This window comes from Hydrogenispora ethanolica (genome assembly GCF_004340685.1).
GTDB classification, from domain to species: Bacteria; Bacillota; UBA4882; order UBA8346; family UBA8346; genus Hydrogenispora; species Hydrogenispora ethanolica.
Genome location: NZ_SLUN01000041.1, coordinates 16,746 through 40,389, shown reverse-complemented (window position 1 = coordinate 40,389; position 23,644 = coordinate 16,746). Strand labels below are relative to the sequence as shown.

Annotated in this window: 20 protein-coding genes; 9 read left to right on the top strand and 11 right to left on the bottom strand. The window is 58.5% G+C overall.

The window, feature by feature from the left end; genetic code table 11:
* The first annotated feature begins 45 nt into the window (after window positions 1–45).
* A complete protein-coding gene (locus tag EDC14_RS22825; RefSeq protein ID WP_165908248.1) occupies window positions 46–1,908 on the top strand; it encodes a cache domain-containing sensor histidine kinase in 1,863 nt (620 codons plus the stop codon).
* Entirely contained in the window at window positions 1,880–3,478 is a 1,599-nt protein-coding gene (locus EDC14_RS22820; RefSeq protein ID WP_132016773.1) for a response regulator, read from the top strand. Before EDC14_RS22825 ends, EDC14_RS22820 begins: the two co-directional genes overlap by 29 nt.
* 494 nt (window positions 3,479–3,972) lie before the next feature.
* Here the strand turns inward: EDC14_RS22820 and EDC14_RS22815 are convergent, their stop codons facing one another.
* Window positions 3,973–4,344 (bottom strand): hypothetical protein, encoded by a 372-nt coding sequence (locus EDC14_RS22815; protein WP_132016771.1) that lies wholly within the window; start codon window positions 4,342–4,344, stop codon window positions 3,973–3,975.
* 384 nt (window positions 4,345–4,728) lie between these two features.
* Here EDC14_RS22815 and EDC14_RS22810 point away from each other — a divergent pair, with 384 nt between their 5' ends.
* From EDC14_RS22810 to EDC14_RS22800, 3 genes are all read left to right on the top strand, one after another.
* Window positions 4,729–5,397 (top strand): response regulator transcription factor, encoded by a 669-nt coding sequence (locus EDC14_RS22810; protein ID WP_132016769.1) that lies wholly within the window; start codon window positions 4,729–4,731, stop codon window positions 5,395–5,397.
* Complete coding sequence (locus EDC14_RS22805; protein ID WP_132016767.1) at window positions 5,394–6,791, top strand: sensor histidine kinase; 1,398 nt, start codon at window positions 5,394–5,396, stop codon at window positions 6,789–6,791. Before EDC14_RS22810 ends, EDC14_RS22805 begins: the two co-directional genes overlap by 4 nt.
* 119 nt (window positions 6,792–6,910) lie before the next feature.
* Complete coding sequence (locus tag EDC14_RS22800) at window positions 6,911–7,654, top strand: hypothetical protein (protein WP_132016765.1); 744 nt, start codon at window positions 6,911–6,913, stop codon at window positions 7,652–7,654.
* Window positions 7,655–7,793: 139 nt separating this feature from the next.
* On the opposite strand, the gene EDC14_RS22795 is transcribed toward EDC14_RS22800, so the two are convergent.
* The 3 genes from EDC14_RS22795 to EDC14_RS22785 all read right to left on the bottom strand — a co-directional run bounded on the left by EDC14_RS22795 (window position 7,794) and on the right by EDC14_RS22785 (window position 12,346).
* Window positions 7,794–9,614: an ABC transporter ATP-binding protein gene (locus EDC14_RS22795; RefSeq protein WP_165908247.1), complete on the bottom strand. Its 1,821-nt coding sequence runs from the start codon at window positions 9,612–9,614 to the stop codon at window positions 7,794–7,796.
* 48 nt (window positions 9,615–9,662) lie between these two features.
* Window positions 9,663–11,444, bottom strand: coding sequence for an ABC transporter ATP-binding protein (locus tag EDC14_RS22790; protein WP_165908246.1), 1,782 nt, complete (start codon window positions 11,442–11,444; stop codon window positions 9,663–9,665).
* 446 nt (window positions 11,445–11,890) lie between these two features.
* Window positions 11,891–12,346 carry a hypothetical protein gene (locus EDC14_RS22785; RefSeq protein WP_132016759.1) on the bottom strand — a complete coding sequence of 152 codons (456 nt, stop codon included), beginning with the start codon at window positions 12,344–12,346 and terminating at the stop codon, window positions 11,891–11,893.
* 509 nt (window positions 12,347–12,855) lie between these two features.
* Here EDC14_RS22785 and lpxA point away from each other — a divergent pair.
* Both lpxA and EDC14_RS22775 read left to right on the top strand, forming a co-directional pair.
* Window positions 12,856–13,638 carry an acyl-ACP--UDP-N-acetylglucosamine O-acyltransferase gene (lpxA, locus tag EDC14_RS22780; protein ID WP_132016757.1) on the top strand — a complete coding sequence of 261 codons (783 nt, stop codon included), beginning with the start codon at window positions 12,856–12,858 and terminating at the stop codon, window positions 13,636–13,638.
* A 96-nt stretch (window positions 13,639–13,734) separates the two neighbouring features.
* Window positions 13,735–14,445: a class I SAM-dependent methyltransferase gene (locus EDC14_RS22775; protein WP_132016755.1), complete on the top strand. Its 711-nt coding sequence runs from the start codon at window positions 13,735–13,737 to the stop codon at window positions 14,443–14,445.
* Window positions 14,446–14,490: 45 nt separating this feature from the next.
* Here EDC14_RS22775 and EDC14_RS22770 read toward each other — a convergent pair whose 3' ends face one another.
* The 7 genes from EDC14_RS22770 to EDC14_RS26935 all read right to left on the bottom strand — a co-directional run bounded on the left by EDC14_RS22770 (window position 14,491) and on the right by EDC14_RS26935 (window position 18,960).
* Window positions 14,491–14,841 (bottom strand): spore coat protein, encoded by a 351-nt coding sequence (locus tag EDC14_RS22770; protein ID WP_132016753.1) that lies wholly within the window; start codon window positions 14,839–14,841, stop codon window positions 14,491–14,493.
* An 11-nt stretch (window positions 14,842–14,852) separates the two neighbouring features.
* Entirely contained in the window at window positions 14,853–15,134 is a 282-nt protein-coding gene (locus EDC14_RS22765) for a ferritin-like domain-containing protein (RefSeq protein WP_243663082.1), read from the bottom strand.
* 67 nt (window positions 15,135–15,201) lie between these two features.
* On the bottom strand, window positions 15,202–16,035 hold the full coding sequence (locus EDC14_RS22760; protein ID WP_132016751.1) for an ABC transporter permease: 834 nt from the start codon (window positions 16,033–16,035) through the stop codon (window positions 15,202–15,204).
* A complete protein-coding gene (locus EDC14_RS22755; RefSeq protein WP_132016749.1) occupies window positions 16,019–16,834 on the bottom strand; it encodes an ABC transporter permease in 816 nt (271 codons plus the stop codon). Before EDC14_RS22755 ends, EDC14_RS22760 begins: the two co-directional genes overlap by 17 nt.
* Window positions 16,827–17,858 carry an ABC transporter ATP-binding protein gene (locus tag EDC14_RS22750; RefSeq protein ID WP_132016747.1) on the bottom strand — a complete coding sequence of 344 codons (1,032 nt, stop codon included), beginning with the start codon at window positions 17,856–17,858 and terminating at the stop codon, window positions 16,827–16,829. The genes EDC14_RS22755 and EDC14_RS22750 overlap by 8 nt, the downstream gene beginning before the upstream one ends.
* A 289-nt stretch (window positions 17,859–18,147) precedes the next feature.
* On the bottom strand, window positions 18,148–18,687 hold the full coding sequence (locus tag EDC14_RS22745) for a CGNR zinc finger domain-containing protein (protein WP_132016745.1): 540 nt from the start codon (window positions 18,685–18,687) through the stop codon (window positions 18,148–18,150).
* A gap of 99 nt (window positions 18,688–18,786) precedes the next feature.
* Window positions 18,787–18,960 carry a hypothetical protein gene (locus EDC14_RS26935; RefSeq protein WP_165908245.1) on the bottom strand — a complete coding sequence of 58 codons (174 nt, stop codon included), beginning with the start codon at window positions 18,958–18,960 and terminating at the stop codon, window positions 18,787–18,789.
* A 98-nt stretch (window positions 18,961–19,058) separates the two neighbouring features.
* Here EDC14_RS26935 and EDC14_RS22740 point away from each other — a divergent pair, with 98 nt between their 5' ends.
* On the top strand, window positions 19,059–20,222 hold the full coding sequence (locus EDC14_RS22740; protein ID WP_165908244.1) for a D-alanyl-D-alanine carboxypeptidase family protein: 1,164 nt from the start codon (window positions 19,059–19,061) through the stop codon (window positions 20,220–20,222).
* A gap of 207 nt (window positions 20,223–20,429) precedes the next feature.
* Window positions 20,430–23,318 carry a PAS domain-containing hybrid sensor histidine kinase/response regulator gene (locus tag EDC14_RS22735; RefSeq protein WP_132016741.1) on the top strand — a complete coding sequence of 963 codons (2,889 nt, stop codon included), beginning with the start codon at window positions 20,430–20,432 and terminating at the stop codon, window positions 23,316–23,318.
* Window positions 23,319–23,644 lie beyond the last annotated feature (326 nt).

Here is a 23,644-nt window from a genome sequence, read left to right as displayed (position 1 = left end):
GGCCTTTCGCATTGCCGACTGGAAAGGCAAAAGGGGATGGCCGGGATGAGACTGCAAAGGAATCCGTTGTTCATCAAGAGCATCTTTTTAAAGTTCACCCTGGCCTTTATCGCGGTGGGCCTGATTCCGCTGCTTTGTTTCAGTTATATCGCGATCGGGGCCTTCTCCCGGCACATCGAGCAATCCACCATGGACGACAGCCGGCAGCTGCTGGGGTTCGCCGGCCAGAGCCTGGAGAAGATGGTGGCCGATTACAATAACATCACCAAACTGCTTTACTCCTATAATTCCGGGCGGAACGGCGGGCTGGAGAAGTTGTTGCAGACGGCCGTCAACGCCCGGCCGGGTGCCATGCTCTCTTTTCAATCCACCCAGCTGATGAACGACTTCGTCCGGTATGTGCTGGATACCGACGCCCATATCCAAAATGTAATCTTTATCGACGCCAACCTGCGGACCTACTATACCTCCAAGTCTTCGAAACAGTTTGACAGCGATTACAACTTCAATACCCGGGACCAGCTGCAGGCGATCCTCGCCAGCGGCAAGCGGCTGAAGATTCTCCCGCCGCACCCGGAGGCGTACTTCGTCCGTTCCCGCAACCGGGTGATCACCTTTGCCCGGAATTATTACGAACTGACCGACTTCAACCACCCCCGGATCCTGGGGACCCTGCTGCTCGATGTCGATTTGGACGGCTTCGAAGCGGTCTTTCGCCGCCTGAACCTGGGCGAGAACAGCCCGGTGGCCGTGGTGGACGATCAGGGCTATTGCATCTATAGCAACGATCAACGGCAGATCGGCCTCCAGTTGAACTGGTTCCTCAAGAAGCGCCGGCTCTTTACCGGCGAGGAAGCGGCCGGCATCATCCGTGACCGGGACGCTTATTTCATTTTCCAACAGGTCCCGCTGGGCAACTGGACGGTGATCGGCCGGTTGTCCCGGAAGGATGTTTTTAAAAGAGTCAATGCGGTCCGCAATTCGATCGGCCTGATGATCCTGGCTTGCAGCGCCGCGTTGGTCCTGCTCTCCCTGGCCTTCTCCAAGGGTTTCGCGGTTCCGGTCCGCAAATTGATGGGGCAGATGCGCCGGGTGGAAAAAGGCGATCTGACCGCCCGGGTGGCCGTCCGTTCGGAAGATGAGATCGGCCAGTTGGCGGCGGGCTTTAACCAGATGGTCGGGGAGTTGCAGGATTACATCGGCAAATCCTACCTGGCGCAGATCAAACAGAAAGAGGCCGAGCTGGAAGCTTTGAAGACCCAGATCCGGCCGCACTTCTTATACAACACCCTGGAAGTGATCCGGATGTGCGCCATCGACAACGGCGCCGCAACCGTCGGGGAGATGATCCACTCGCTCTCGGTCCAGTTGCAATACACCATCGGGTTTAACCGGGAGATGGTCACCTTGCGGCAGGAGGTCGCGATGATCCAAAATTACTTCCGGCTGATCAAGATCCGTTATGAAGACAAGATCGGCCTGGAACTGAACCTGCCTCCGGAATTGCTGGAGTTGGGGATCTTAAAACTGAGCCTGCAGCCGGTGGTCGAGAACGCGGTGCTGCACGGGATCAAGCCCAAGGACGGGCCGGGCAAGGTGCTGATTAGCGGGGAGATTCGCGATGAGACGCTGACCATCAGCGTATTTGACGACGGGGTCGGCATGAGCCCGGCCCAGCTGGCCCGGCTCCATGAGTTGCTCGCCAGCGAACGGATGGGCGAACGCACCGCCGAAGGCTGGAAGCAGATTGGCCTCAAGAATGTCCATGACCGTTTGCGGTTGAATTTCGGCGCCGGCTATGGCCTGACCGTCGCCAGCCAGGAACGGATCGGAACGGTGGTCCGGTTGGTCATGCCGATTATCAGCGAGGTGACGGAAGATGCCGGTCAAAGTATTGCTGGCCGATGATGAGCCGCTGATCGTCCGCGGCTTGCGCAAGTTGGTGGACTGGGGGAGCCTGGGTATGGAGCTGGCGGGCGAGGCTTCCGACGGCAACGGGGCGGAGCGGCTGCTGCTGGCGGAAGAACCCGATATCTTTATCTCGGATATCTGCATGCCCGGCAAGACCGGGATCGAACTCCTGAAGCTGATCACCGAGCGCCGGCTGCGCACCAAGGTCATCTTCCTCAGTGGCTACCAGGACTTCAGCTATGCCAAGGATGCCTTGGCCTTTGGCGCCCTGGACTATATCTTGAAACCGATCGCCAAAGAGCAGCTGGAACGGACGCTGCGCAAGGCCATCGCCCTGATCGACCGGGAGAGCGAGGCCGCGGCCAACCGCGACCGGCTGTTGAGTTATGAATCGGAACGGCGGAAGCTGCTCCAACGGAGCCTGGTGGAAGGGCTGCTCGACGGCCAGCCTCCCGCGCCGGCCGCTGATTATCAGGTCTGCGGCATTGCGGCCGATTGTCCGGGTTACACCGTTCTGGTCATCGCCATCGAACGCTTGGGGCGCCAGGCCGCTTTGACTCCGGAGGAGCAGCTGCTCAAATACGCGGTTTTCAACCTCATCGAGCAACAAGTGAGCGCGGCAAACAGCGGGGTGACCCTGGAACGCGGCAACCAGCTGGCGGTGATTCTATTCCATCACGCGCCGGGATTGGGCCAGGCGGCGGCCCTAGGGACCGCCGCTGCGCTGAAAGACGCGGTCTACGGCCGGACCGCCGCCGGGATCGTCGTGGGCCGCGGAGAAAGCGTCCCGGAACTGGCGGGGATCGCCCATTCCTGCCAAACGGCGCTGGCGGATCTGGCGCAAAAAATTTTCTTTGGCGCGGACCCCACGCTCCCGGAAGCAAGCGAACCGGCCCGCCATCGGAGCGACGATCTGTATCCGGAACAAAAGAAGCTCATCGACAGTTTGCTGTCCCATGAAACGGAGGCTGGCGCCGGCTGCCTGGCCCGGCTGCAGACGATCATCCGTTCCCTGGCCGCCGGCGACCGCGCGGCGGCCATCGGCTATTACCTGTCGCTCGTCGGCCAGGTCCAGCTGGAGTTGTCCCGGTTCGGTCTGGCTGCCGGCCCGCTCGCTCCTGACGGCCCTGACATTTTAAAAGAGTTGGGCGACTCGGAAACCTTTGCCCAACTGGCCGCGCGGGCGGCCGGGTATATTCAGGGCCTCCCCGGGCAGCTGGCGGCGGCGCTGAAAAGCTGGGAAACCGCTGACCTCAGAAAAGTGAAGGACTATATCGCCGCCCATTATCGGGAAAATATCACCCTGGAGACCGCCGCCGCCATCGCTTTCATGAACCCCAATTATTTCAGCGCGTTCTTTAAGAAGCACACTGGGGAGAATTTCAAAGATTTTCTATTGCGGGTCCGGATGGAGCAGGCCTTGCGGATTTTGCTGACCTCCGGGGCCAAGACCTACGAGATCGCCGCCGAGGTCGGCTTCAACGACGCCAAGCATTTCAGCGAGATGTTCAAGAAATATTACGGCAAGAACCCGCTGGAATATAAGCGGGACTTGAACCGGGGGTAAGGGGCAATGTCACAAGCTATCGTAGAAAAATTTAGCTGACGAAATTGAACGCCGACCGGGCGATAAATCACCCGGCTACAAGACGAAAGGACCTTGAAAGGCCCTAAAAAACGGGATAAAATATTCTGCTGAAAATTAGCCAGGGAAGTGGCTGCGCGTACTGCCATCCCTGGGTGCTTGCTTTTAGCCGTCCTGGCTCGGACTTCCATCTTGTAGCCGGGGCATTCATGCCCCGGTTGGCTCGCATATCGTCTACATCGTAGGCACCGTTGAAACTGAATCCCAAGATATGGGATTATTGTTTGATGACATTGCCCGATTCAGGAAGCCGGAGCCAGGAAGGCTTAAGCTTGCGGCGTCCATGGATGGACATCAGCCGCAAAGCCGAGAGTTAGGACCATCGGCATCGTGACTTTCCTTCAATCCCTTCCGTGAGTGAGCGGAGCGAACTTGATAATCATTAGAGAGCTTGTTTTGTGATTAAGAGAGCTCGCTCAGTCGTTGGGCGAGCGCTCTTTGTGGAAAAAGAGTTCTTTCAATCGCTCAATAAGCTCTTTTTGTGAATGAGCGAGCTTGCTCAGTCGTTCGGCAAGCTCTTTTTGTGGATGAGCAAGCTGGTTTTGTGAATGAGAGAGCTTGCTCAGTCGTTCGGCAAGCTCTTTTTGTGGATAAGTAAGCTGGTTTTGTGAATGAGAGAGCTTGCTCAGTCGTTCGGCAAGCTCTTTTTGTGGATAAGCAAGCTGGTTTTGTGAATAAGCGAGCTTGCTCAGTCGCTCGGCAAGCTCTTTTTGTGGATAAGCAAGCTGGTTTTGTGAATGAGAGAGCTTGCTCAGTCGCTCGGCAAGCTCTTTTTGGGAATAAGCCACCCCCCCAACAAAGTTGGGACAAACGAAAGGCTGAAAAAGGCGAAGCGCGACCCCTTGCCCCTTAAAGGGGAAACCACAAGGCTTTGAAGTGGATCAAACATTGTTTTATCTGCGGGGGCCGGACCGGACTTCCACGCTGGGCGGTCATCAGCGAATAACTCTGGGGGCCTTCCATATTGAGCCATTGCTATGCCTCAAAAAATCCCCTATATCATCAAAAGGGTAATGGGTCGACGGCCTGGCGCGACGGTTCCTCGCCCGGGAGCCGGGCGGAGACTTTAGGGCAGCGGAAACCCGTGCCATATTCATGCCATAAACCCGTGATATCATCAAGTTTTAGTGCTTACAATACCAATAAGGCCAAGCCGCGAAGGGGAGAACCGGATGATCAAAATCTTAATCGCCGACGACCAAAGGGACATCCGCGAGATTGTGGGCTGGTATCTGGCGCGGGAGGGGTTCCAGGTCCTCGAAGCCGCCGATGGCGATCAGGCACTGGAGATGGAGACCCTGCACACGCCGGACCTGCTGATCCTGGACGTCATGATGCCGGGCCTTTCCGGCTGGGAAGTGGCCAAGGCAATGGCCCGCATTGTGCCCGTGATTTTTCTGACCGCCTTGGGGCAGGAGCATGAGAAACTGACCGGATTCAACCTCGGCGCGGACGACTACGTGACCAAGCCCTTCAGCCCCAAGGAACTGGTCGCCAGGGTGCTGGTGGCGCTGCGGCGAACCGGCAAACTGGCGTCATCCGGGGTCATGCGTTTCCCGGAGCTGACGATCGAGCCGGGGGCGCAAACCATCACCGTCCGGGGGGAAGCGGTGGAGCTTTCGGCCAAGGAGTTCGCGCTGCTCCATTTGATGGCGCGCTATCCCCGGACCATCTTCACCCGGGAGAAACTGGTCGCCAATATCTGGGGTTATGATTTTGAAGGAGATGATCGCACGGTGGATACCACCATCAAACGGGTCCGGCACAAGCTGGGCGCCGCCGGCCATTATATCGTGACGGTCCGGGGCAAGGGCTATAAATTTGAGGCGGAACCGGAATGAAGCGGCGCTCCATCTTTTATCAGCAGCTGTTCAGCCATCTGACGATCATTCTTTTCATGGCATTGTCGCTGGCGGGGATGGTCTTTTACTTCCTATACCATGTCTATCACGGCAACTTGCAGCAGCGGCAGGTCGAATTGCGGGCGCGCATTGTCAGGCTGGCCGACCTTTTTGAGCCGCGGCTGAAGGCCGGGGCGATCCCGCCGGGCCGCGAGTGGCAATTGGCCAGCCAGGCCCTGGGCGGAAGACTGTGGCTGGAAGACTTCGCCGGCCGGGTGATCGGCGGAACGAGGCCCCCCCAGGAGGTCCGCCTTCCTCAGGCGACCCGGCCGTGGCGGAAGATTCGCCAGCGGCTGTACTTTGCCGCAACTTCCCAGGGCGACGGGCTGACGGTGGCCACGCCGGTGGCGTTGCGGAACGGCCGCGGGAAGCTGATCGCCTATTATTCCCTCCCCTCGTTGCGGCGGGGGGTCTTGAAATGGCTCTTCCGGTTTTATATCTTCCAGTTCGGGGTGGGGCTGACCGTCGCGCTCCTTTTGGGGGTGCTCCTGGCGCGGAAGATTACGCGCTCGATCGCGGATATCGCCGCGGCGGCGGCGGGCTTTGCGGCCGGCGACTATCAGCGCCGCACCCGGACCACGGGCCCTGACGAGTTGGGCCAATTGGGCAGGAACTTCAACGCGATGGCCGAGGCCATCGTTCACCATCAGAAGAGCCAGAGCGAGTTTTTCACCCATGTCTCGCATGACTTGAAGACTCCGTTGAGTTGTATCAAGGCGACCACCGAAGCCCTCCTGGACGGGATCGCCGCCACGCCGCGGGAGCTGCAGCGTTACCTCCAGAATATTCTGCGGGAATCCGACCATATGTCGCGGCTGGTCCACGAGTTGCTGGAGACGGCGCGGCTGGAGGCGGGACAGATCGCGGTCCGGGCCGAACCGGTCGATCTGGAAGCGCTGCTGAAGCGGGAGGCGGAGAAGCTCGAAGCCCTGATCAAGGAGAAACAACTGGCGCTTACGATCCGGATTGGCGCCGCCCGACGCCGGGTTCTGGCCGACCCGTCCCGGCTGGAGCAAGTCTTGGACAACTTGTTGAGCAACGCCATTCGTTATTCGCCGCCGGGGGCGCCCATCGAGATCGCGGTGCTGGAGGATGAGCCCATGGTCCAGATCAACATTCGCGACCATGGCGAAGGGATCGCCGAGGCGGAACTGCCCCTGATCTGGGAGCGGTTTTACCGTACCGACAAATCGCGCGGCAGCGATACGGGGGGCAGCGGCTTGGGGCTGTTCATCTGCCGCGGCCTGGTGGAGGCGATGGGCGGCTCCGTCAACGTTCAAAGCGCCAAAGGCAAAGGAAGCGTTTTTATGCTGCGGCTTCCGGCTGTCGAATGAGAAAGATGCCATGGCCGGCGGGTTTGACATATTGGTGCCACAAAGATGAGTTAGACTCGGAGATGCGGAAGGGATTGGACGGTCCAATTCCTCCAATTCAAAAAAGCGGAGGTATTACGATGCGGATGCGGAATGAGAAGAAACACCTTTGGACACTGGCCTTATGCTTGTTGGTCAGTTTGGCGCCGGGCCTCATCCTCGCGGCCGGGAATGTCCCGTCCAAGGAGGCCCTCATCGAGTCGCTGGTCCGGAGGGTCCAAGCCAAAGGGGAACAGCTGGGCAAGTACCAGGCCAATATGATGACCACCACCCAAGGCTCGGGCCGGCGGGATTTCAAGCTCGCCGTCGAGCGGCGGGTGACCTATGAAGGCCACCGAAAGACGGCGGAACAGTTTGTCAAAGGCAGCGTCAACGGCAGGACCATCTCGGAGTCCCAATACAACCGGTTCAAAGATCGGATGAGCGGCGGCAGTGACCATGCCGAAGCGGCGGAATTGATCGACCGGAGTTTGGCGGGGGCGCAGGGAGACGCCGCCGGCAATCGGCTCTCCTGGGAAGGAACGGAGGAGATCCGCGGCATTCCGGTCTTTAAGCTGAAATACACCCCCAGCGGTTCCAGCAAGTTCAACGAGGCCTACTTATATATCGACCAGGCCGAGTATGATTTCGTCCGGGTGCAAGTCCACGGCAAACCGAACGAAAGAGTCCAGAGTTTCAAAATGACCATCGATTTTCAAAAAAGCCTCAAGGGCTATTATCTGCCGGCGCTGATTCACAGCGAAGCCGCGCTGAAGACCAAGCGCGCGGCCGCCGCCAAACTCACCAGCGAGACCCGGGTGAAGTACTCGGAAGCCGAAGGATAGCCGATGATTGGCACGAAACGGAAGGCGGCGGGCTGCATCCTCGTGGTAATGCGCTGCTTGCCGTGCTGTCGAATCCGGATGAAGGACCAGCGGAGCCGCGTTGGGGACGGAGCGAAGCGCGGCCCCGTTATGCGGCGGCTTAGCCGGCCCGGTACTGTTCCTCGCAGAGCCGGGCGTAGATGCCGCCCAGCCGGAGCAGTTCGGCGTGGGGCCCCGCCTCGACCAGCCGCCCGTCCTGGATGACGATGATCCGGTCGGCGTTTTGAATGGTCGACAAGCGGTGGGCGATGACAAAAGCGGTCCTGCCCCGCAGCAGCGTGGCCAGGGCGGCTTGCAGTTCCCGCTCGGTCTGGGTGTCAATGCTGGAAGTGGCCTCGTCCAGAATGAGGATCCGGGGGTCGCGGATCAGCGCCCGGGCGAAGGAGATCAGCTGGCGCTGGCCCACCGACAGGCTGCTGCCGCGCTCCTGGACTTCACTGTCATACCCTTGCGGCAAGGACAGGATATACTCATGCACCCCCACCGCCCGGGCGGCCGCGATGACCTCCGCCATCTTCGCCTCGGGTTTCCCGTAGCGGATGTTTTCGGCGATGGTTCCCGAAAAGATGAACGTATCCTGGAGCACCGCCGCGATCTGGCGCCTGTAGTCGGCCTGGCAGACCCGGCGCAGATCGATTCCGTCCACGCAGACCGCGCCGGAGAGCGGGTCGTAAAACCGGGTCAACAGATTGATGATGGTGCTCTTCCCGGCCCCGGTCGGCCCGACGACCGCGATCACCTCGCCCGGCGCGACGTCCAGATTGAATTTCTCCAACACCAGTTCCCCGCCCTGATATCCGAAGTCGACCTGTTTGAACTGGACTTGGCCGCGAAGCTTCCCCAGGGCCAGCGGTTGGGCCGGGTCCCCCACCTCCGCCTGGTAATCCATGAGTTCAAAGATGCGTTCGCAGGAGGCCATCGCGTTGCTGACCACATTGAAGAGATTGCTGATATTCTGGATCGGTTGGAAGAAGCGGTTGATGTAATTGGTAAAGGCGGCGATCACCCCCAGGGTGACCCAGCCCTGTTGGAAGAGCAGTCCGCCCAGGCCGAGGACGGCGATGGTGCCGACCACATTCAGAAATCCCATGGCCGGCCAGAAAAAAGCGTTCAAGGGCACAAAATCCATCCCGGCCCGGTAGTTTTCCTGGTTGATGAGGCCGAACAGCCGCATATTCTCCCGCTCCCTGGAGAAGGCCTGGGTGACCCGGATCCCCATCAACGACTCGTTCAAATTGGAATTGACCGCCGACAGCTTGCGGCGCATCCGCCGCGCCACCGCCAGCATCCGGTTGCGCACCAAGACCACCACCCAGAGGGTGGGCGGCAGGATGAACAGCACGATCAGCGCCATCCGCCAGTCGACCCAGAGCATCATTCCCAGTAGGCCCACCAGGGTGATGGAATCGGCAAAGGCCGTGCTGACCCCGGAGGTCAATAACTCCTCCAGCGAGCTGACGTCGTTGGTGACCCGGATCATGATCCGGCCCGCTTTCTGCCGGTCGAAGAAGCTGGCCGAGAGACTCTGAATCCGCTCGAACAGGTCGCGGCGGATATCGAAGATCGCCCGTTGCCCGATGCTATTGATCAGTTTGCCCTGGCAGAGCAGCCCGCCGTATTGCAGGAGCGATACTCCGATATAGAGCAGCGCGATCCGGGCCAATCCCGCCGGATCGTGTTTGGCGATAGAATGGTCGATGCCCAGTCCCAAAAGGTACGGCAGGAGCAGGGCGGCGCCGATGGCCACCAGCGCCGCCGCGGCCATTCCGAAGATTTTCCAACGGTACGGCTTCAGATAGACGAGGGTTCGCGCTAACAGCCGCCGGTCAAACGGCCGCCTGTCGTCGCGCTCCTCTTCCTCGGAGAGCACGATCAAGCCCCGCTTGATGGGTTCCGGGGCGGTTGGGTTGGGGGTTGGCACGGTCATCCCTCTTTTGTCACGTTCAAATGGTTCAAAATTGACAACGGCTCAGGCACTCTCCTGCGGCAGATCTTCGGCCAGGGATTGAATCCGGTAGAGATCCTGGTAGAGCGGGTCCTGGTTCAACAGATCCTCGTGGCTGCCCTGGGCCCGGATTCCGCCGCGGTCGAGGATGATGACCCGGTCGGCCAGTTGGGCGGTAGTGAGCCGCTGGGTGATGATGATGGTGGTCCGGCCGGACATCAATTGTCCCAGCGACGCCTGGATCTCCCGCTCGGTCTCTACATCGACGCTGGAGGTGGAATCATCGAGGATCAGCAGTTTCGGGTCCAACAGGATCGCCCGGGCAATGGCCACCCGTTGCCGCTGTCCGCCCGACAGGCCGACCCCCCGTTCGCCGACGACGGTCTGGTAACCCTCGGGGAGCCCGGCGATGAAGTCGTCGATCCGGGCGGCGCGCGCCGCCTCCCGCACCTCGGCCAGGGTGGCCTCGGGCCGGCCGAAGGCGATGTTATCGTAGATGGTGGCCGAGAATAAAAAGGTCTCCTGAAGCACCAGGCCGATCTGCCGGCGCCACCATTCCAGGTTCAACTGTTTCAGTTCCACGCCGTCCACCCGGATCGTCCCGGCCTGCGGATCGTAGAAGCGCGGAATCAGGTTCACCAGAGTGGTCTTGCCGGAGCCGGTCAAGCCGATGATCGCCGCCTTCTCGCCGGGGAGCACCGTCAGGTGGAGATCTTTCAGGATCGGCGACCATTCCCCGGAATCCGGCGCGCCATAGCCGAACGAAATCCCCTCCAGTTCCAGTCGGCCCTGGAGTTGCGGCAGGATGATGCCGCCGTCCTCCGGCGAGGCGATCTCCGCTGTTTGCTCGAACAGTTCGGAGAGCCGCCGGACCGCCCCTTCGGCCTGGCGGAGCTGATTGGTGTTGGGCGCCAACAGCATCAGCGGCCAGCCCAGCATCCCCAGGTAAAAAACGAAACTCACCAGCTGCCCCAGGGACATTTGGCCCGCCATCACCCGGGTTCCGCCGTACCACAGAACCGCCGCCGCGCCCAGGCTATTGCAGAGGAACAAAAACGGAAACAGCTGCGCCTGGAGCCCGGTGACCCTGAGATTCTTGGCCAGCATGGCGCGGTTTTCGCGTTGGAACTTGAGAATCTCGGCCGCTTCCATGGCGAAGGCTTTGACCACCCGGATTCCGGTGACATTCTCCTGGACCCTGGCATTCAAGATCCCCGCCTGAACCTGCCGTTCCATGACGGCGGTCCGCATCTTGCCGCTGAAATTGAGCAGCACCGGCACGATCAGGGCGGTAATGCCCAGGCAGAGGAGGGCCAGCTGCCAGTCGGTGAGCAGCAGCAGCACCGTCACGATGCTGAAGTACATGATGATCTGGAAGCGGTGTTCCAGATTGAAGGCGAAAAAATTGCGGATCAGCTCAATATCGAGGGTCAAGCGGGACATCAAATCGCCGGTGCGGGCCGCGTTGTAGAAGCGGAACGGCAGCGTCTGCAGCTTGTGGTAGAGCTGATTGCGCAGGTCGCGGACAACCTTGGTGCCGGTGGACCAGAACTGGTAGATCATCAGAAACACAAAGACCGCCCGCAGGATCCCGGCCAGCAGCAACAGGCCGCACCAGACGGCGAGGAGCCGGAAGCCGCCGGGACGCTTGCCGAGGACCGGCAGTACGTGGTCCCAGATATAGCCGACGCCCCAGGGGATCACATACATCAGGCTGTTCTGAATGACCATAAAGACAAAGCCCGTCCAGAACAACCACCGGTACGGGCGAAAATACGGATACAAGCGTTTGAAGGTCTTGATCAAAACCCAATCCATCCCCTGGCGAGCAGACTCTGGTATAAAAGATATGCCGGGATTCGCCTAAATCCTGTTTACGGAATTGTTAAATATTCACAGTTGCGGAAAGCTCCGGGAAGCATCCCTTTCGTCATGAAGTAACAATTTGGTGATTAAGGAACGAGATCCTGATTGGCGAAGCGGAGCGGCGGCCGGCTGAGCGTAGTTTTATACGATATCCGCGACGCCATGCGAAATCGTGCTCCTTGCAAGCTTCATCCAGCGGATCGGGATCGGCCCAGTCTCGGGCTGATCACCACTAACGACAATTTGGCGGCCATTTCGCTTTTACCAGTTGCGAAACTTCCCATTGGTGGTTGCATCGGGAGGCCGTGGCGGCGGCGCGGAGATTGAAACCGGAAATTTTCGTTCTGCGGAAGCGACGGCATCCCCCATCTCGCTCTTTCCCTCAGTCATTCTATCCAGCGGCGTTGACTCAGGAGCTTAACGGAGATCCCCAAACCCAGGCCGAATACCAAATGGAAAAAAAGCTGATAGAGTGCGCTGCCGGGAACGGCTTCCCGCAGTTTCACGATGGGCAGGGAACGGATCACCCCGAAGGAGAAAAGCCATAGAAAAGCCCCGAAAATCAACCCTTTGAAGATCAAATGGCGTTTGCCGGTGCAGTAAACGAAATAAACAAAGATGATCCCCAAAAATATCCCATAAATATAATCCGCCATGAAGCTGACGGCCGACCCGAACAAAGTATGATGGATGGTGCCAACGTCCAAGAGCAAGCTCCCCGCGTAATGCGCCAACGGATGTTTAACGAGCTTCATCTTCCACATGGGAAGCTGAAAGATGTCCATGGCAAGCTTGCCGAAAACCCCAACCAATCCTCCCAAGACAATTTTATCGCGAATCAATCTGAATACTTCCTTTTGCAAAGGATTGCTTGATTGCCGGCCAATCAAAAAGCAATTCTATTATGCTTTTTTTGGCCATATTCATTCCTAACGCGGCGGATGGAAAAGGCCTGAAAGGAATCGCCTGCCTCGCCGGGGAAGGAGCCGGAGGAGCGGCTGAGAAGCGGGATCATAGCGGGAATCATCTGATTTCTGCCGGTATTTATCGATGCCGAACTTTTAGTGACAAGGGGATATTAACCGCTACCCCCTGGCTCCGATCCATCTTGGCCTCGAGCGGATATAGCTCATCGCATGAATCAAGGAATCGGTCGCAATTCGTTCCGGATGTATCGGAAACTGATTGCAACCTTTATAAATAAGAATTAAAAAATACGCCGTCTTATGCTTGAAAATGGCGCTAATTGGGCTGGCATCCGGGAAACCGGCTCAGGCGCCCGGTTTTCATCCGCCAATTTTCCGCCCGCTCGGCGGATAATATGATCATTCCGTTTTGGGGGTAACACTTCATGAATATTGCAACCGAACCCGTATCGCCGCGGGCGATCCTTCATCCGAATGCCCGTATCGGCAAAAACGTCACCATCGGACCGTATTCGGAGATCCATGAGCATGTAACCATCGGCGACGATTGCGTTATTGGGCCTCATGCCATTATCGCGGGACATACTTCCATCGGCCGGGGAACCCGGGTCGGACAAGGCAGCTTTATCGGAGGCGCTTTGGACGAGTTCGCCAGCGATACGGACGGTCCGGTTCTGCGGATCGGCGAGCGGAATACCTTTAGGGAACAGGTCCGGATCTGCGGCGGCAGCGGCGGGCGGGCGACGACCATCGGCCGGGGGAACCTGATCATGGCCTATGCCCAGGTCGGACCGGACTGCGTCATCGGCGACGGCGTGATCATCACCAGTCATGTCCAGTTGGGCGCGGGAGTGATCATGGAAGACCGCTCGCGGATCGGCGGGCTGTCGACGGTGGCCGGCGGCTGCCGCGTGGGGGAGCTGGCGATGATCGGCCACAATTCGGCGGTCTTCCATGATGTCCCGCCGTTTGTGCTGGTGGATGGGAATCCGGCGACGGCCTACGGACTGAATAAGGTGGGCCTGGAACGTTACGGAATGACGCAGCAGGCGGCTTCGGCCCTGAAGTGCGCTTACCGGATGCTGTTCCGCGCCGGCCAGCCGCTCGCCGAAGCCATCCGCCAGATCGATCGGGAGATACCGCATGATCGTGAAATTGACCATTTGTTGGAGTTTCTGCGCGGCGCCGCGCGGGGAATCGTTCACTGACGCCGGGAAAAAGGATTATCCGGGCGGCGCGGGGAAAGATAATATGAGTCACGGTGCAGCATTTGATCGCGCCGACGTGGTAAGGAGTGTCGCCCCATGGGATTTTATGAAGATTTCGCCTTTTGTTACGACCGGATTTTTCCGGCCGATCCGGAGACGGTCCGGTTTTTGCAGGAGAGCTTCGGCCCGCCGCCGGGGCGCCTCGCCGATCTGGCCTGCGGCACCGGAGGTTACGCCCTGGCCCTGGCCGGGTCCGGTTACGAAGTCACGGGGATCGATCTCGCGGACGGGATGGTCCGGACGGGGTCCGAAAAAGCGGGGGGCCGCTCCAACCCGCGCTTGCTGGTTCAGGACATGAGCCGGCCGGCCATCGGGACGGACTTCAAGGGCTGGTATTGCATTGGCAATTCCCTGGTCCATCTGGACGGTCCGGCCGCCATCGGAGCGGCGCTGGCCGAATGGCGGAAACTGCTGGCGCCGGGAGGCCGCTGGGTCATTCAGATCCTGAATTATGACCGGATTCTCGCCAAGCGGATCACCGCCTTGCCGACGATCGAAAGAGCGGACGGAGTCTCCTTGGTCCGCGAGTATGAATTCCGGTCCAACCGCGAGATTCTGTTTAAGACCCGTCTGACCTGCGAGGGCCGGAGCTATCAGAATCAGGTGCCGCTCTATCCATTGACCCGGGCCGGGCTCCAGGAGCTGTTGCGAACCGCGGGGCTGATGCTGACCGATGAATTCGGCGATTTCGACCGCGCGCCTTGGAGCCCGGACAGCTTCGCCTATGTGGCGGTTGGCACTCTGTAGCGATGGCAATCATGGCGGGGACGGCCGGCGGCCGCCCCCGCTTTTTTACGAATGATAGGGTTCCTGGGAACGGTAGTTTTGAAATTGGGTTCCAGTCTGGCTGATCTCCTGCGGTGAGGCGGCCGTCAGCTGGTACCAGCCTTTCTCAAACATCAGGTTAAAAAGAGTCCGGGCGGCCTGATGCGTTTCGTTGAGGATCCGCAAAGCCTCCCCGTTCAAGGATTGATGGCTGGCCTCGCGGGCCAGGATATTGAAGTTGTCGGTCAGATATTTCTCAGTGGCCAGCATATCGTTGAGGAAATCCCGCTCGTTCATCTCCGGCCCTTTAACCTGGGGCAACTGCCCGGTTTGGGGATTTTTGATGACATTGGGATTGGGTTGGTTCGGTTGATTCATGGCGCGCCTCCTTACTGCGGATAATGTTGATTGGGATTGGCCATCACCAACTGCAACAGCTGCTCGTAATGGTTCTGGTGCAATTGGCCGGTCTGGTCGAGCTGGTTCCGGATGGCCGGATCGTTGGCAAATGCCGCGTACATCCGGCACTTCTTGGTCGCCAGCAGCTCCCAGGACATGGCGTCCTTCAAATAGGCCAGATCCTTGGCGGTGATCACCGGGGGCGGCTGGCTCATCCGGTTGGCCGGCTCATAGGTCCCGGTATTTTGTTGATTGTTGGACGGCTGGTTCATCGGTTTCGCTCCTTTGGAAAACTTTCCTGGGAGTAAAAATTCCCCAAGGGCGGAGGGAATATGTATTTTACATCCGCGTTCCGATCAGATTGCCCGATTCATAGCGCCGGAGGCCGATCCGGAATAGCCAGTAACTCAAGCAGACATAAGCCAGATCCACGCCGACGAGCAGCCCCAGGGCCGGCCAGGAGAAGGCCTGCATGATCCGGAGCGGTACAAAGACGATGAACCCCGCGGGTATCAAACTATAGAGCACCCAACGGACCGGGCCGCGATAAATGCACTCCGGATAGAGGGTGAAACTGATCACAAATTCCGTGACCAGGCGGGAAATGGCGGAGGAGTTTCCGACAAAAAAGGTCAATACCTGGGCGGAAAAGATGACGCTCCCCATCAACAGTCCGCTGCCGACGGTGAAAGCGAAGAACAACCCCAGCCGCAGCGGTTCAAAGCCAAAGACCGTCACGAAGAGGAGGATCCCGTAAGCCAGGTCCCCCCAGGCCGAGACGATGCTGCGGGAAGCGATCAGATTGAGACAGACGTCCTTCGGCTGGAGCAGATAGGTGTCGAGCTCGCCCTGGAGGATCATCCGGGAGACCTGGCCGATGTTGCCGAAGCAGATATGGGCCAGCCCGAAGGAGGCGGAGACCAGCGCCCACAGGAACATCACCTCCCGGAAACCGTAGTTCCCGATCCGCGGAACCTTGCTGAAGAGCGCCGCCCAGAAAATGATGAAAGCGGCGTTGTTTACGATCATCCCGAAGACTTGCAACAGAAAGCTGCCCCGGTACTCCATGGCCGCCGCCAGGTTGAACCGGAGGTAAGCCCCGAATAATTGCAAATGCTTCCCGAGGCTCGCGCTGCCGTGCTCTTTCTCCTTGGGATTATCCGCCGTTGACATTGATTCGCTTCACTCCTCTCCGAAAAATCCATCCGGCCAAGGCCGCCAGCCCCAGGATATAGAGGAATTGGACCGTAACGATCCGGATGAAGGCTGGGCCGGAGAAAGCCACCACCAATTTGGCCGGGCCGTAATTGACGTAAGAAAAGGGCAGCCACAGCGCGATCCGTTGCGCCCAGGCGGGCAGAAACTCGAGCGGGAGAAACAAGCCCACAATGAAGGTGAGTTTTTGATAGATCCAGTAAAAGGCGGTGTTCTCCTCCAGCCAAAAAGCGCTCAACCCCAGGCAAGCCATTGCCAGAAAGTTCAAGAGCAAGCCATTGGCCATCGCGAGGAGGAGCAAGGGGAGGCGGATCGGGGAAAAGCCCGCCAACGGCCCAATCCAGAGCGAGCCCAAAGCCAGTCCGGTCAGCCCGTTAATCAGCCATTTCACAAGGATCGGGCCAGTTCCGTTGGCGCACTGATAGAGCAGGTAATGAAAGGGCTTATTCAGCAGGTAAGCAATGTTGCCGCTCTTGATATCCTGGTTCAGGTCCTCAAATACATTGCTTTGGGAAAAAGTGAGCATCTCGGTGATGATCAGATACCAAAGGATCTGGGAGTACGAATATCCGGCGATGGAGCCGCCCCGATGGAAGATGGATCGCCAGAGCTGCATGAAGATAAAGACGATAAAGGCGTAGAAGAAGCTGTCAAAAATGAAGTTGGCGCGGTAGGCCAGACTGTTCTGGAGGCTGGTCCGGGCGACCAGCCCATATTTCCGGGCTTTCCGGAGCGTCAAAGCGATCACTTCAGGCATCGGCAACACGGCCCCTTTCCGGCGGCAATTCGGGCCCGCCCGTATAAATGGCGGCAATGATCTGTTCCAGCGGCTGATCGGAGATGGTGATGTCGGCCACCTCGCCGTAGGAGAGCAGCTGGGCGATGACCTGACTCAGATTCTGGGTGAGCGTATCGACTTCGATCCGTGCCGCATAACCGTGCCCCTCGCTGGTCCCGTCCTCCTTCCATTGGACCAGTCCCGGCAGATCGATCCGGACCGTTTGGCTATATCGCACGCTGATCACTTTTTTGTTTAAATAATGGGATTTCAGGTGTTGGATCGGTTCATCCAGGACGATCGCGCCATGGTTGATGATCATCACCCTGTGGCAGAGCTGCTCAATATCTCCCACGTCATGGCTGGTCAGAAAGATGGTGGTTTTTTCTTCGCGATTGAGCTTGACGATGAGGTCGCGAATCCTCTGTTTGACCACTACATCCAGACCGATGGTCGGTTCGTCCAGAAAGATGATCTCCGGCTGATGCAGCAGGGAAGCGGCGATCTCACAACGGACCCGTTGCCCCAGGGAGAGCCGGCGGACCGGGATGGACAGCAGCTCTCCCAACTCGAAGAGGTCGACCAAGAAGTCCAAGCGTTTTTGATAATCCGGCGCGGGGATCTCATAGATCCCGGCCAGCAACTGAAAACTATCCGCCGGGGGCAGATGGAACCAGAGTTGTGATTTCTGCCCGAAGACGCTCCCAATATGAAAGGCGAGCCGCACCCGGTCGCGGCCCGGGTTTAAGCCGAGCACCCGGAGCTGCCCGGCGGTCGGGCGGAGAATACCGGTCAACATCTTGATGGTGGTCGATTTTCCGGCGCCATTGGGACCGATAAAGCCGAGGATTTCGCCGCGCTCCACGGTAAAGGAGATCCCCCGGACCGCGTCGATGGTCTGGTATTCGGGGCGGAGCAAAGAGCGGACGCTGCCGGATAACCCCGGTTGCTTTACCTTGGTCTGAAACCTTTTGGTCAGCCCGGAGACGGTCACAACGGGCATCATCATCAGCTCCCCGTCTAATTTTTGACTTACCGCACTTATATAGCAGCAATCATTTCAATTATCCAAAAAGACCATTGGCCTATATAAAAACCCGGAGAAAGAGTTGAGACTCCTTCCCCGGGCTTTTTTCCCAAGGGTGTGACGATTGCGCCGTCTTGCATCGCTCGGACCGACCCGTTCCGACGGTGGAACCCTAGATGCACTCCCAAACGTATTTTGTATACATTGTTTTTTTACTATATTAACAACAAGGAGGATAAAATGTCAAGAAAATATTTCCAAAAAATCAGCCGCCTTTTTGCCGCTCCCGAAACTTCCGTACCTTGATCAGGGAAGCGCAGGTGTTGCCGCACCATTTGCGGGTGCTGCTCTTGCTCTCGTCATAAAACACCCAGCGGCATTCGGGATTCCCGCATTGCCGGATCCGGTCGAGGGGATACTGGGAGAGCAGCTCAAATAGGGAGGCGGTGCTCTTCGCCAGCACAAAATCCCAATCCGTTCGGGCGGGTTTCAAAACCAATTGGAACCGGCCTTCCGATAGCTCTGCCCGGTAGTGGAAAGGCGCCGCTTCCAGGTAGCGATTGGCTGCTGCCAGTTGCTCCGGAGTCAGTGCTTTGGCGCGGCAGATCGAATCAATCCATTCCGCCAGCAAACCGCGCAAGGCGATCAACTGGTCCAGCTCGACGGCGGACGGGGCCGCCACTTCTGTCAGATCCCAGCGTCGGAGGAATTCGGCCAGCCAAACCGGATCCCGCAACGGATCCCGAAACGGCTTATGGGTAATGTACCAGCCGCTGTTGACCAGCTCAATGCAGAGAAAATCCAAATTTCAGCCTCCCGAAAAACGAACGTATCGCCGAAGGAAACCCAAGCCCGGAAGGTTAAACCTTCCGTTTAAAGCGTTGTGATAAGCCCTGTCTGAAGGTCAGGGCGAACACAAAAGCTCGGAGAAGCAAGGGATAAAGTCGATTTTTACTTTTACAGGCCGAATCGGTTGGAAAGAGACTTTATCCCATGGCTTTTTATCCTCTATAGTATAACCTGCCGCCGAAACGGAACGCAATCCCGGATAAGCAATTCCCCGAATGAGATGATTCATAGCGTTTTCCCCTTTTGGGAATGCTTTGGGAGAGGACGAACCAGGATGGTTCGGAGCGGCGTCCCATGATGGACATCTGCCGAAAAGGGGGAAGCGGTTTGCGTTTTAAAAAAACGGTAATTCTTGCGGTTGCGGCGTTGCTGGGGTTGATGGTCGGCTGGACTCTACCGGCCCGCGCCGCGTTTAACATCGACGCCCGGGCGGCGATCCTGATGGATCCGGTCAGCGGCCGGGTTTTATTCGCGCAGGACGAACACCAACGGTTGCCTCCGGCCAGCGTGACCAAGGTCATGACGATGCTCCTGATCCTGGAGGATATCCATTCCGGCCGGGCCCATTGGAATGATCCGATTACGACTTCGGCGGTGGCCGCCACAATGGGCGGTTCCCAGGTATACTTGAAAGAAGGTGAAACCTTTCCGTTAAAGGAATTGTTTAAAACCGTCGCCGTAGTATCGGCCAATGATTCCAGCGCCGCCATTGCCGAACACCTTTACGGGTCGGTCCAGGATTTCGTGGAAGCCATGAACGAGAAGGCCAGGGAGCTCGGGTTAAAGAACACGCATTTTGCCAATGAAACGGGGCTGCCCGATCCCGGGCATTACAGCAGCGCCTACGATCTGGCGGTCATCTCCCGCGAACTGGTTCAGTATCCGGAGATCTTCGAGTTCACCTCGATTTGGCTGGATAAATTCAGGGACGGGCAGTTCATGTTGCGCAATACCAACGAATTGATCCAGGTCTATCGGGGCTGCGACGGATTGAAGACCGGCCATACCGATGAAGCCAAGTTTTGCTTGTCGGCCACAGCCAAGCGGGGCGATTTTCGGCTGCTCAGCGTGGTGCTGGGAGCGGAGACCAATGCCAAACGGTTGGCGGAGAGCCGCCGCTTATTGGATTACGGCTACCGTAACTTTCAGTGGAAGACCATCAAAGAAAGCAAGGGAACGGCCGGACAGGTATCGATCAGCGCGGCCCAGAAACAGCTGGTGCCGGTGAAACTCAAAGGGGATTTAGGCACCGTGGTCGAGCGGGGCAAAGACCAGCTGATCGAGACCAGGATCGCGGTCGACCCCAAGCTGAAACTGCCGGTGGCTGCCGGAGGGAGGATTGGAACCATGACGGCGACCTTAAACGGAAAAACGGTGGCCCGGGCGCCGGTTTATGCGGTGGAACGGGTGGAACAGGCCAACTTTCTGACCCGCCTCTGGCGCGGGTTGAGGGATTTCTTTACGGGGCTGTTCCGGAAGAGCGCCCGGTAGCCCTCTTTCGGGAATAGCCGTACGGCCCGATAATACGGGGATCTGTAGTTTTATTCATCCCAATGCAACTCATCGTGGTATCCAGGCGTAGAGTTGCTTTTTTTATCGGTTATCCTGCCCTGAGGGAAGAGGAATCTGGCAATAAATGGCGAATTTTGTAAAACGACATGAGAGATCGGTCAAGTCTGACAAGGGGATGACCGTCGCATGAAAAAACCATCCAAGCCACTATTCCCGCAGCCCGCCGCGGGCCCCGCCGGAATCCGGACCACTCCCCCCGCCGCCGCCGCATCGGCTCCAACCATGGATAACGAAAGAGCGATTTATGACGCCATCATGGAGAATACCCGGACGCAATTGGCGTTTCTGGACCGGGGGTTCAACTTTGTGAAGGTCAATTCGGCTTACGTCGACGGCTCGGGCCATTCCAGGGCCGAGCTGATCGGAAGGAATCATTTTGAGTTGTTTCCCAATGCCGAGAACCGCGCCATTTTTGAGCGGGTCCGGGACACCGGCCAGCCCGCCCAGTACTATGCCAAACCCTTTTGTTACGAGTATCAGCCCTGGCGGGGGACGACTTACTGGGATTGGAGCCTGGTCCCGGTCGGCGACGGACGGGGCGTGGTCCAGGGCTTCGTTCTCTCATTGATGGAAGTGACCGAGCAGGTCAAAGCGAAACAGCGTTTGGAGGAGGCGCTCAACAAGCTTCAGCAGCTGAATGAACAGTTGATGGCGGCCAGGCGGCGCGCAGAAGAGCGGGCGGCGGAGCTGGATGCGGTTTTTGAGGCCATGAATGATGCGGTGACCATCTTCGATGTCGACGAACGGATGTCCCGGACCAATCCGGTGGCAGCGGCCCTGTTCGGTTTGGATGCGGAGCCCAATGCCATCGAGGGGTTGCGGTCAGCCCTGCGCCGGCTCGACGGGAACCCGCTGAATCCCGGGGAGTTCCCGCCTTATCAGGCGTTACAAGGCGCTAGAGTGCGGGAACGTTATTTTCGTTATCTCCATCAGGATGGCCGGGAGCTTACTCTCCAGGTGGCTGCGGCCCCGCTCCGGCTGCGGAACCATATCGGCGGAGCGATCGTCACCTGGCATGACATCACTGAAAGAGAAACGCTCTTCAACCAGTTGGAGCACGAACGGGCCCGCTTGGCTTCGGTCTTGGAACAGATGCCTTCCGGAGTGCTCATCGCCGAAGCGCCATCCGGCCGGTTGACCCTGGCCAATAACCAAGTGGCCGCCATCTTTCGGCAGCCTGTCGATAGTGGCGCATCTTTGGCGGAGAACGGAGCTTTCCAGTGGCTGCGGCGCGACGGATCCGCGCTTTTGCCCCAGGAATGGCCGCTGACGCGGGCCATCATGGAGGGGGAGACCGTCCCCATGGCAGAACTGACGCTCCGGCGCGGCGATGGTACCAGCGGCGTCGTCGAGATCAGCGCGGCGCCCATTCGCGACCGGGACGGAGCCATCATCGCCGGGGTGGCGGTTCTTTCCGATGTCACCGAGCGGAAAGAGGCCGCCGAAAAACTGCGGCTGGCCAATCAACTGCAGCAGATCATCGAGTCGATACCTGACGGGGTCTTCGTATTGGATGGGGAACGCAGGGTGATCGCTTGGAACCGGGCGATGGAGCGGCTGACCGGCATCAGCCGGGAGGCGGTCAGCGGCCGCGCCGATTATTATCAAGGCATCGCGCTCTTTGAAAACCGCCCGGTTCTGGTCGATTCTATCTGGGACGGGTATCGGCAGCCCGAAGCGTTCCGTTCCTTCAGCCGCGAAGGGGATACCTTCATTGCCCGGCTCGCGCTGGCCCCGGCCGGCGGCGGAGCGAAAGGCATCTATCTCGAGGCCCGGGCGACGCCGCTCAAGAATGATCAAGAACAGATTATCGGGGCGATCCAGACTATCCGGGATATCACCCGGCAACAAGAGATGGAAGAAGAGTCGCTCAAAGCCCAGAAGATCGAGTCCCTGGGCCTCCTGGCCGGCGGAATCGCCCATGATTTCAATAATTTCCTGACGGCGATCCTGGCGAACCTGCAGTTGGCCCGGTTGAAGCTGACCAAGGGGTTGGATGTCGCCAAGGCGCTGCAAAACATGGAAGAGACCATCTTTCAGGCCAGCGCCTTGACCCGGCAGCTGTTGACGTTCTCCAAAGGCGGCGCGCCCGTGAAACGGAATACCGCGGTGAACGATCTGTTGCACGATACGGTGGAGTTCGCGCTACGCGGCTCCAATGTCAAATGCCGTTTCCGGATCACCCCGGATCTTTGGACGGTCAATGTTGACTCCGGTCAGATCAGCCAGGTCTTGAGCAATCTGACGATCAATGCCCTCCAGGCCATGCCCGATGGTGGACAGTTAAGCGTCGAAGCCGATAATATCGGGGTCGGGATGGATGAGTACCTGCCGGTCAAGCCCGGAAACTATCTCAGGATCGTCGTGACCGATCAAGGCATGGGGATCGCTTCGGAAAATCTGCCGCGAATTTTCGATCCGTACTTCACCACCAAGCCGGAGGGGAACGGCCTGGGATTGGCCACCTCTTATTTTATTATCTCCAATCATGGCGGCCACATCAGCGTCGCTTCCACGGTAGGGGTGGGCACTAGTTTCACCATTTATCTGCCGGCGGTCCGTGGCGAACGGGTCGAAGGAGTCCGGGAAGAAGCGGTGCTCACCCGGGGGCGCGGCAGGATCCTGCTGATGGAGGATGAATTGGTCCTCAGCCAGGCCGCCGGCGAGATGCTGCAAGAGATCGGTTATGAAGTGGAGTATGCGGAGAACGGCCAAATGGCGCTCGAAAAGTATGGCCGGAAGCTGCGGGAGGGAGCGCCATTCGATCTGGTGTTGCTGGACCTGACCATCCCCGGCGGCATGGGCGGCAAAGAAACAATGGCCGGCCTGCTGAAGATCGATCCCCGGGCCCGGGCCGTCGTCACCAGCGGCTATCCGGACGACCCGGTGCTGCTTCATTACAGCGACTACGGGTTTTGCGACAAAATTATCAAACCGTACACCATCGAAGAACTGAGCGAAGTATTGCAAAGGGTTCTGCGCGCAACGCCAACCCGTCTCACGACCGCTTCGTAACGTCGGTTCCGATGGGGCGGCGCAAACGGGAGTTTCTCCGAAAGCGATGCATGGAATCATTCAGCGGGACATCACCCGCAGGTCGGATGGCATCCGGGCGTTCAAAGCGTCCGGTTTTTTTATGGGCCGTATTTTACGAATGCCGGTAGAGCATACAATAGGAATAAGAAGCGAACGGCCAAAGAAAGGTCTGTCCAGGCAAATGCTCGCGGGAAAATCCTCCGGTGGGCCAAGCGAAGGGGCCATCCCGCGAAAAATGCCGTAGCGCATTAAAATCAGCGAATTTAGGAGAAAATCTGGTATAGATAGCAAAAACGTCTATTCAA

What these genes read in the sequence shown, in the direction of transcription:
- EDC14_RS22825 (WP_165908248.1), top strand. Translation starts at nt 46, where the DNA reads ATGAGACTGCAAAGGAATCCGTTGTTCATCAAGAGCATCTTTTTAAAG.
- EDC14_RS22820 (WP_132016773.1), top strand. Translation starts at nt 1,880, where the DNA reads ATGCCGGTCAAAGTATTGCTGGCCGATGATGAGCCGCTGATCGTCCGC.
- EDC14_RS22810 (WP_132016769.1), top strand. Translation starts at nt 4,729, where the DNA reads ATGATCAAAATCTTAATCGCCGACGACCAAAGGGACATCCGCGAGATT.
- EDC14_RS22805 (WP_132016767.1), top strand. Translation starts at nt 5,394, where the DNA reads ATGAAGCGGCGCTCCATCTTTTATCAGCAGCTGTTCAGCCATCTGACG.
- EDC14_RS22800 (WP_132016765.1), top strand. Translation starts at nt 6,911, where the DNA reads ATGCGGATGCGGAATGAGAAGAAACACCTTTGGACACTGGCCTTATGC.
- lpxA (WP_132016757.1), top strand. Translation starts at nt 12,856, where the DNA reads ATGAATATTGCAACCGAACCCGTATCGCCGCGGGCGATCCTTCATCCG.
- EDC14_RS22775 (WP_132016755.1), top strand. Translation starts at nt 13,735, where the DNA reads ATGGGATTTTATGAAGATTTCGCCTTTTGTTACGACCGGATTTTTCCG.
- EDC14_RS22770 (WP_132016753.1), bottom strand. Translation starts at nt 14,841, where the DNA reads ATGAATCAACCGAACCAACCCAATCCCAATGTCATCAAAAATCCCCAA.
- EDC14_RS22765 (WP_243663082.1), bottom strand. Translation starts at nt 15,134, where the DNA reads ATGAACCAGCCGTCCAACAATCAACAAAATACCGGGACCTATGAGCCG.
- EDC14_RS22760 (WP_132016751.1), bottom strand. Translation starts at nt 16,035, where the DNA reads ATGTCAACGGCGGATAATCCCAAGGAGAAAGAGCACGGCAGCGCGAGC.
- EDC14_RS22755 (WP_132016749.1), bottom strand. Translation starts at nt 16,834, where the DNA reads ATGCCTGAAGTGATCGCTTTGACGCTCCGGAAAGCCCGGAAATATGGG.
- EDC14_RS22750 (WP_132016747.1), bottom strand. Translation starts at nt 17,858, where the DNA reads ATGCCCGTTGTGACCGTCTCCGGGCTGACCAAAAGGTTTCAGACCAAG.
- EDC14_RS26935 (WP_165908245.1), bottom strand. Translation starts at nt 18,960, where the DNA reads ATGAATCATCTCATTCGGGGAATTGCTTATCCGGGATTGCGTTCCGTT.
- EDC14_RS22735 (WP_132016741.1), top strand. Translation starts at nt 20,430, where the DNA reads ATGAAAAAACCATCCAAGCCACTATTCCCGCAGCCCGCCGCGGGCCCC.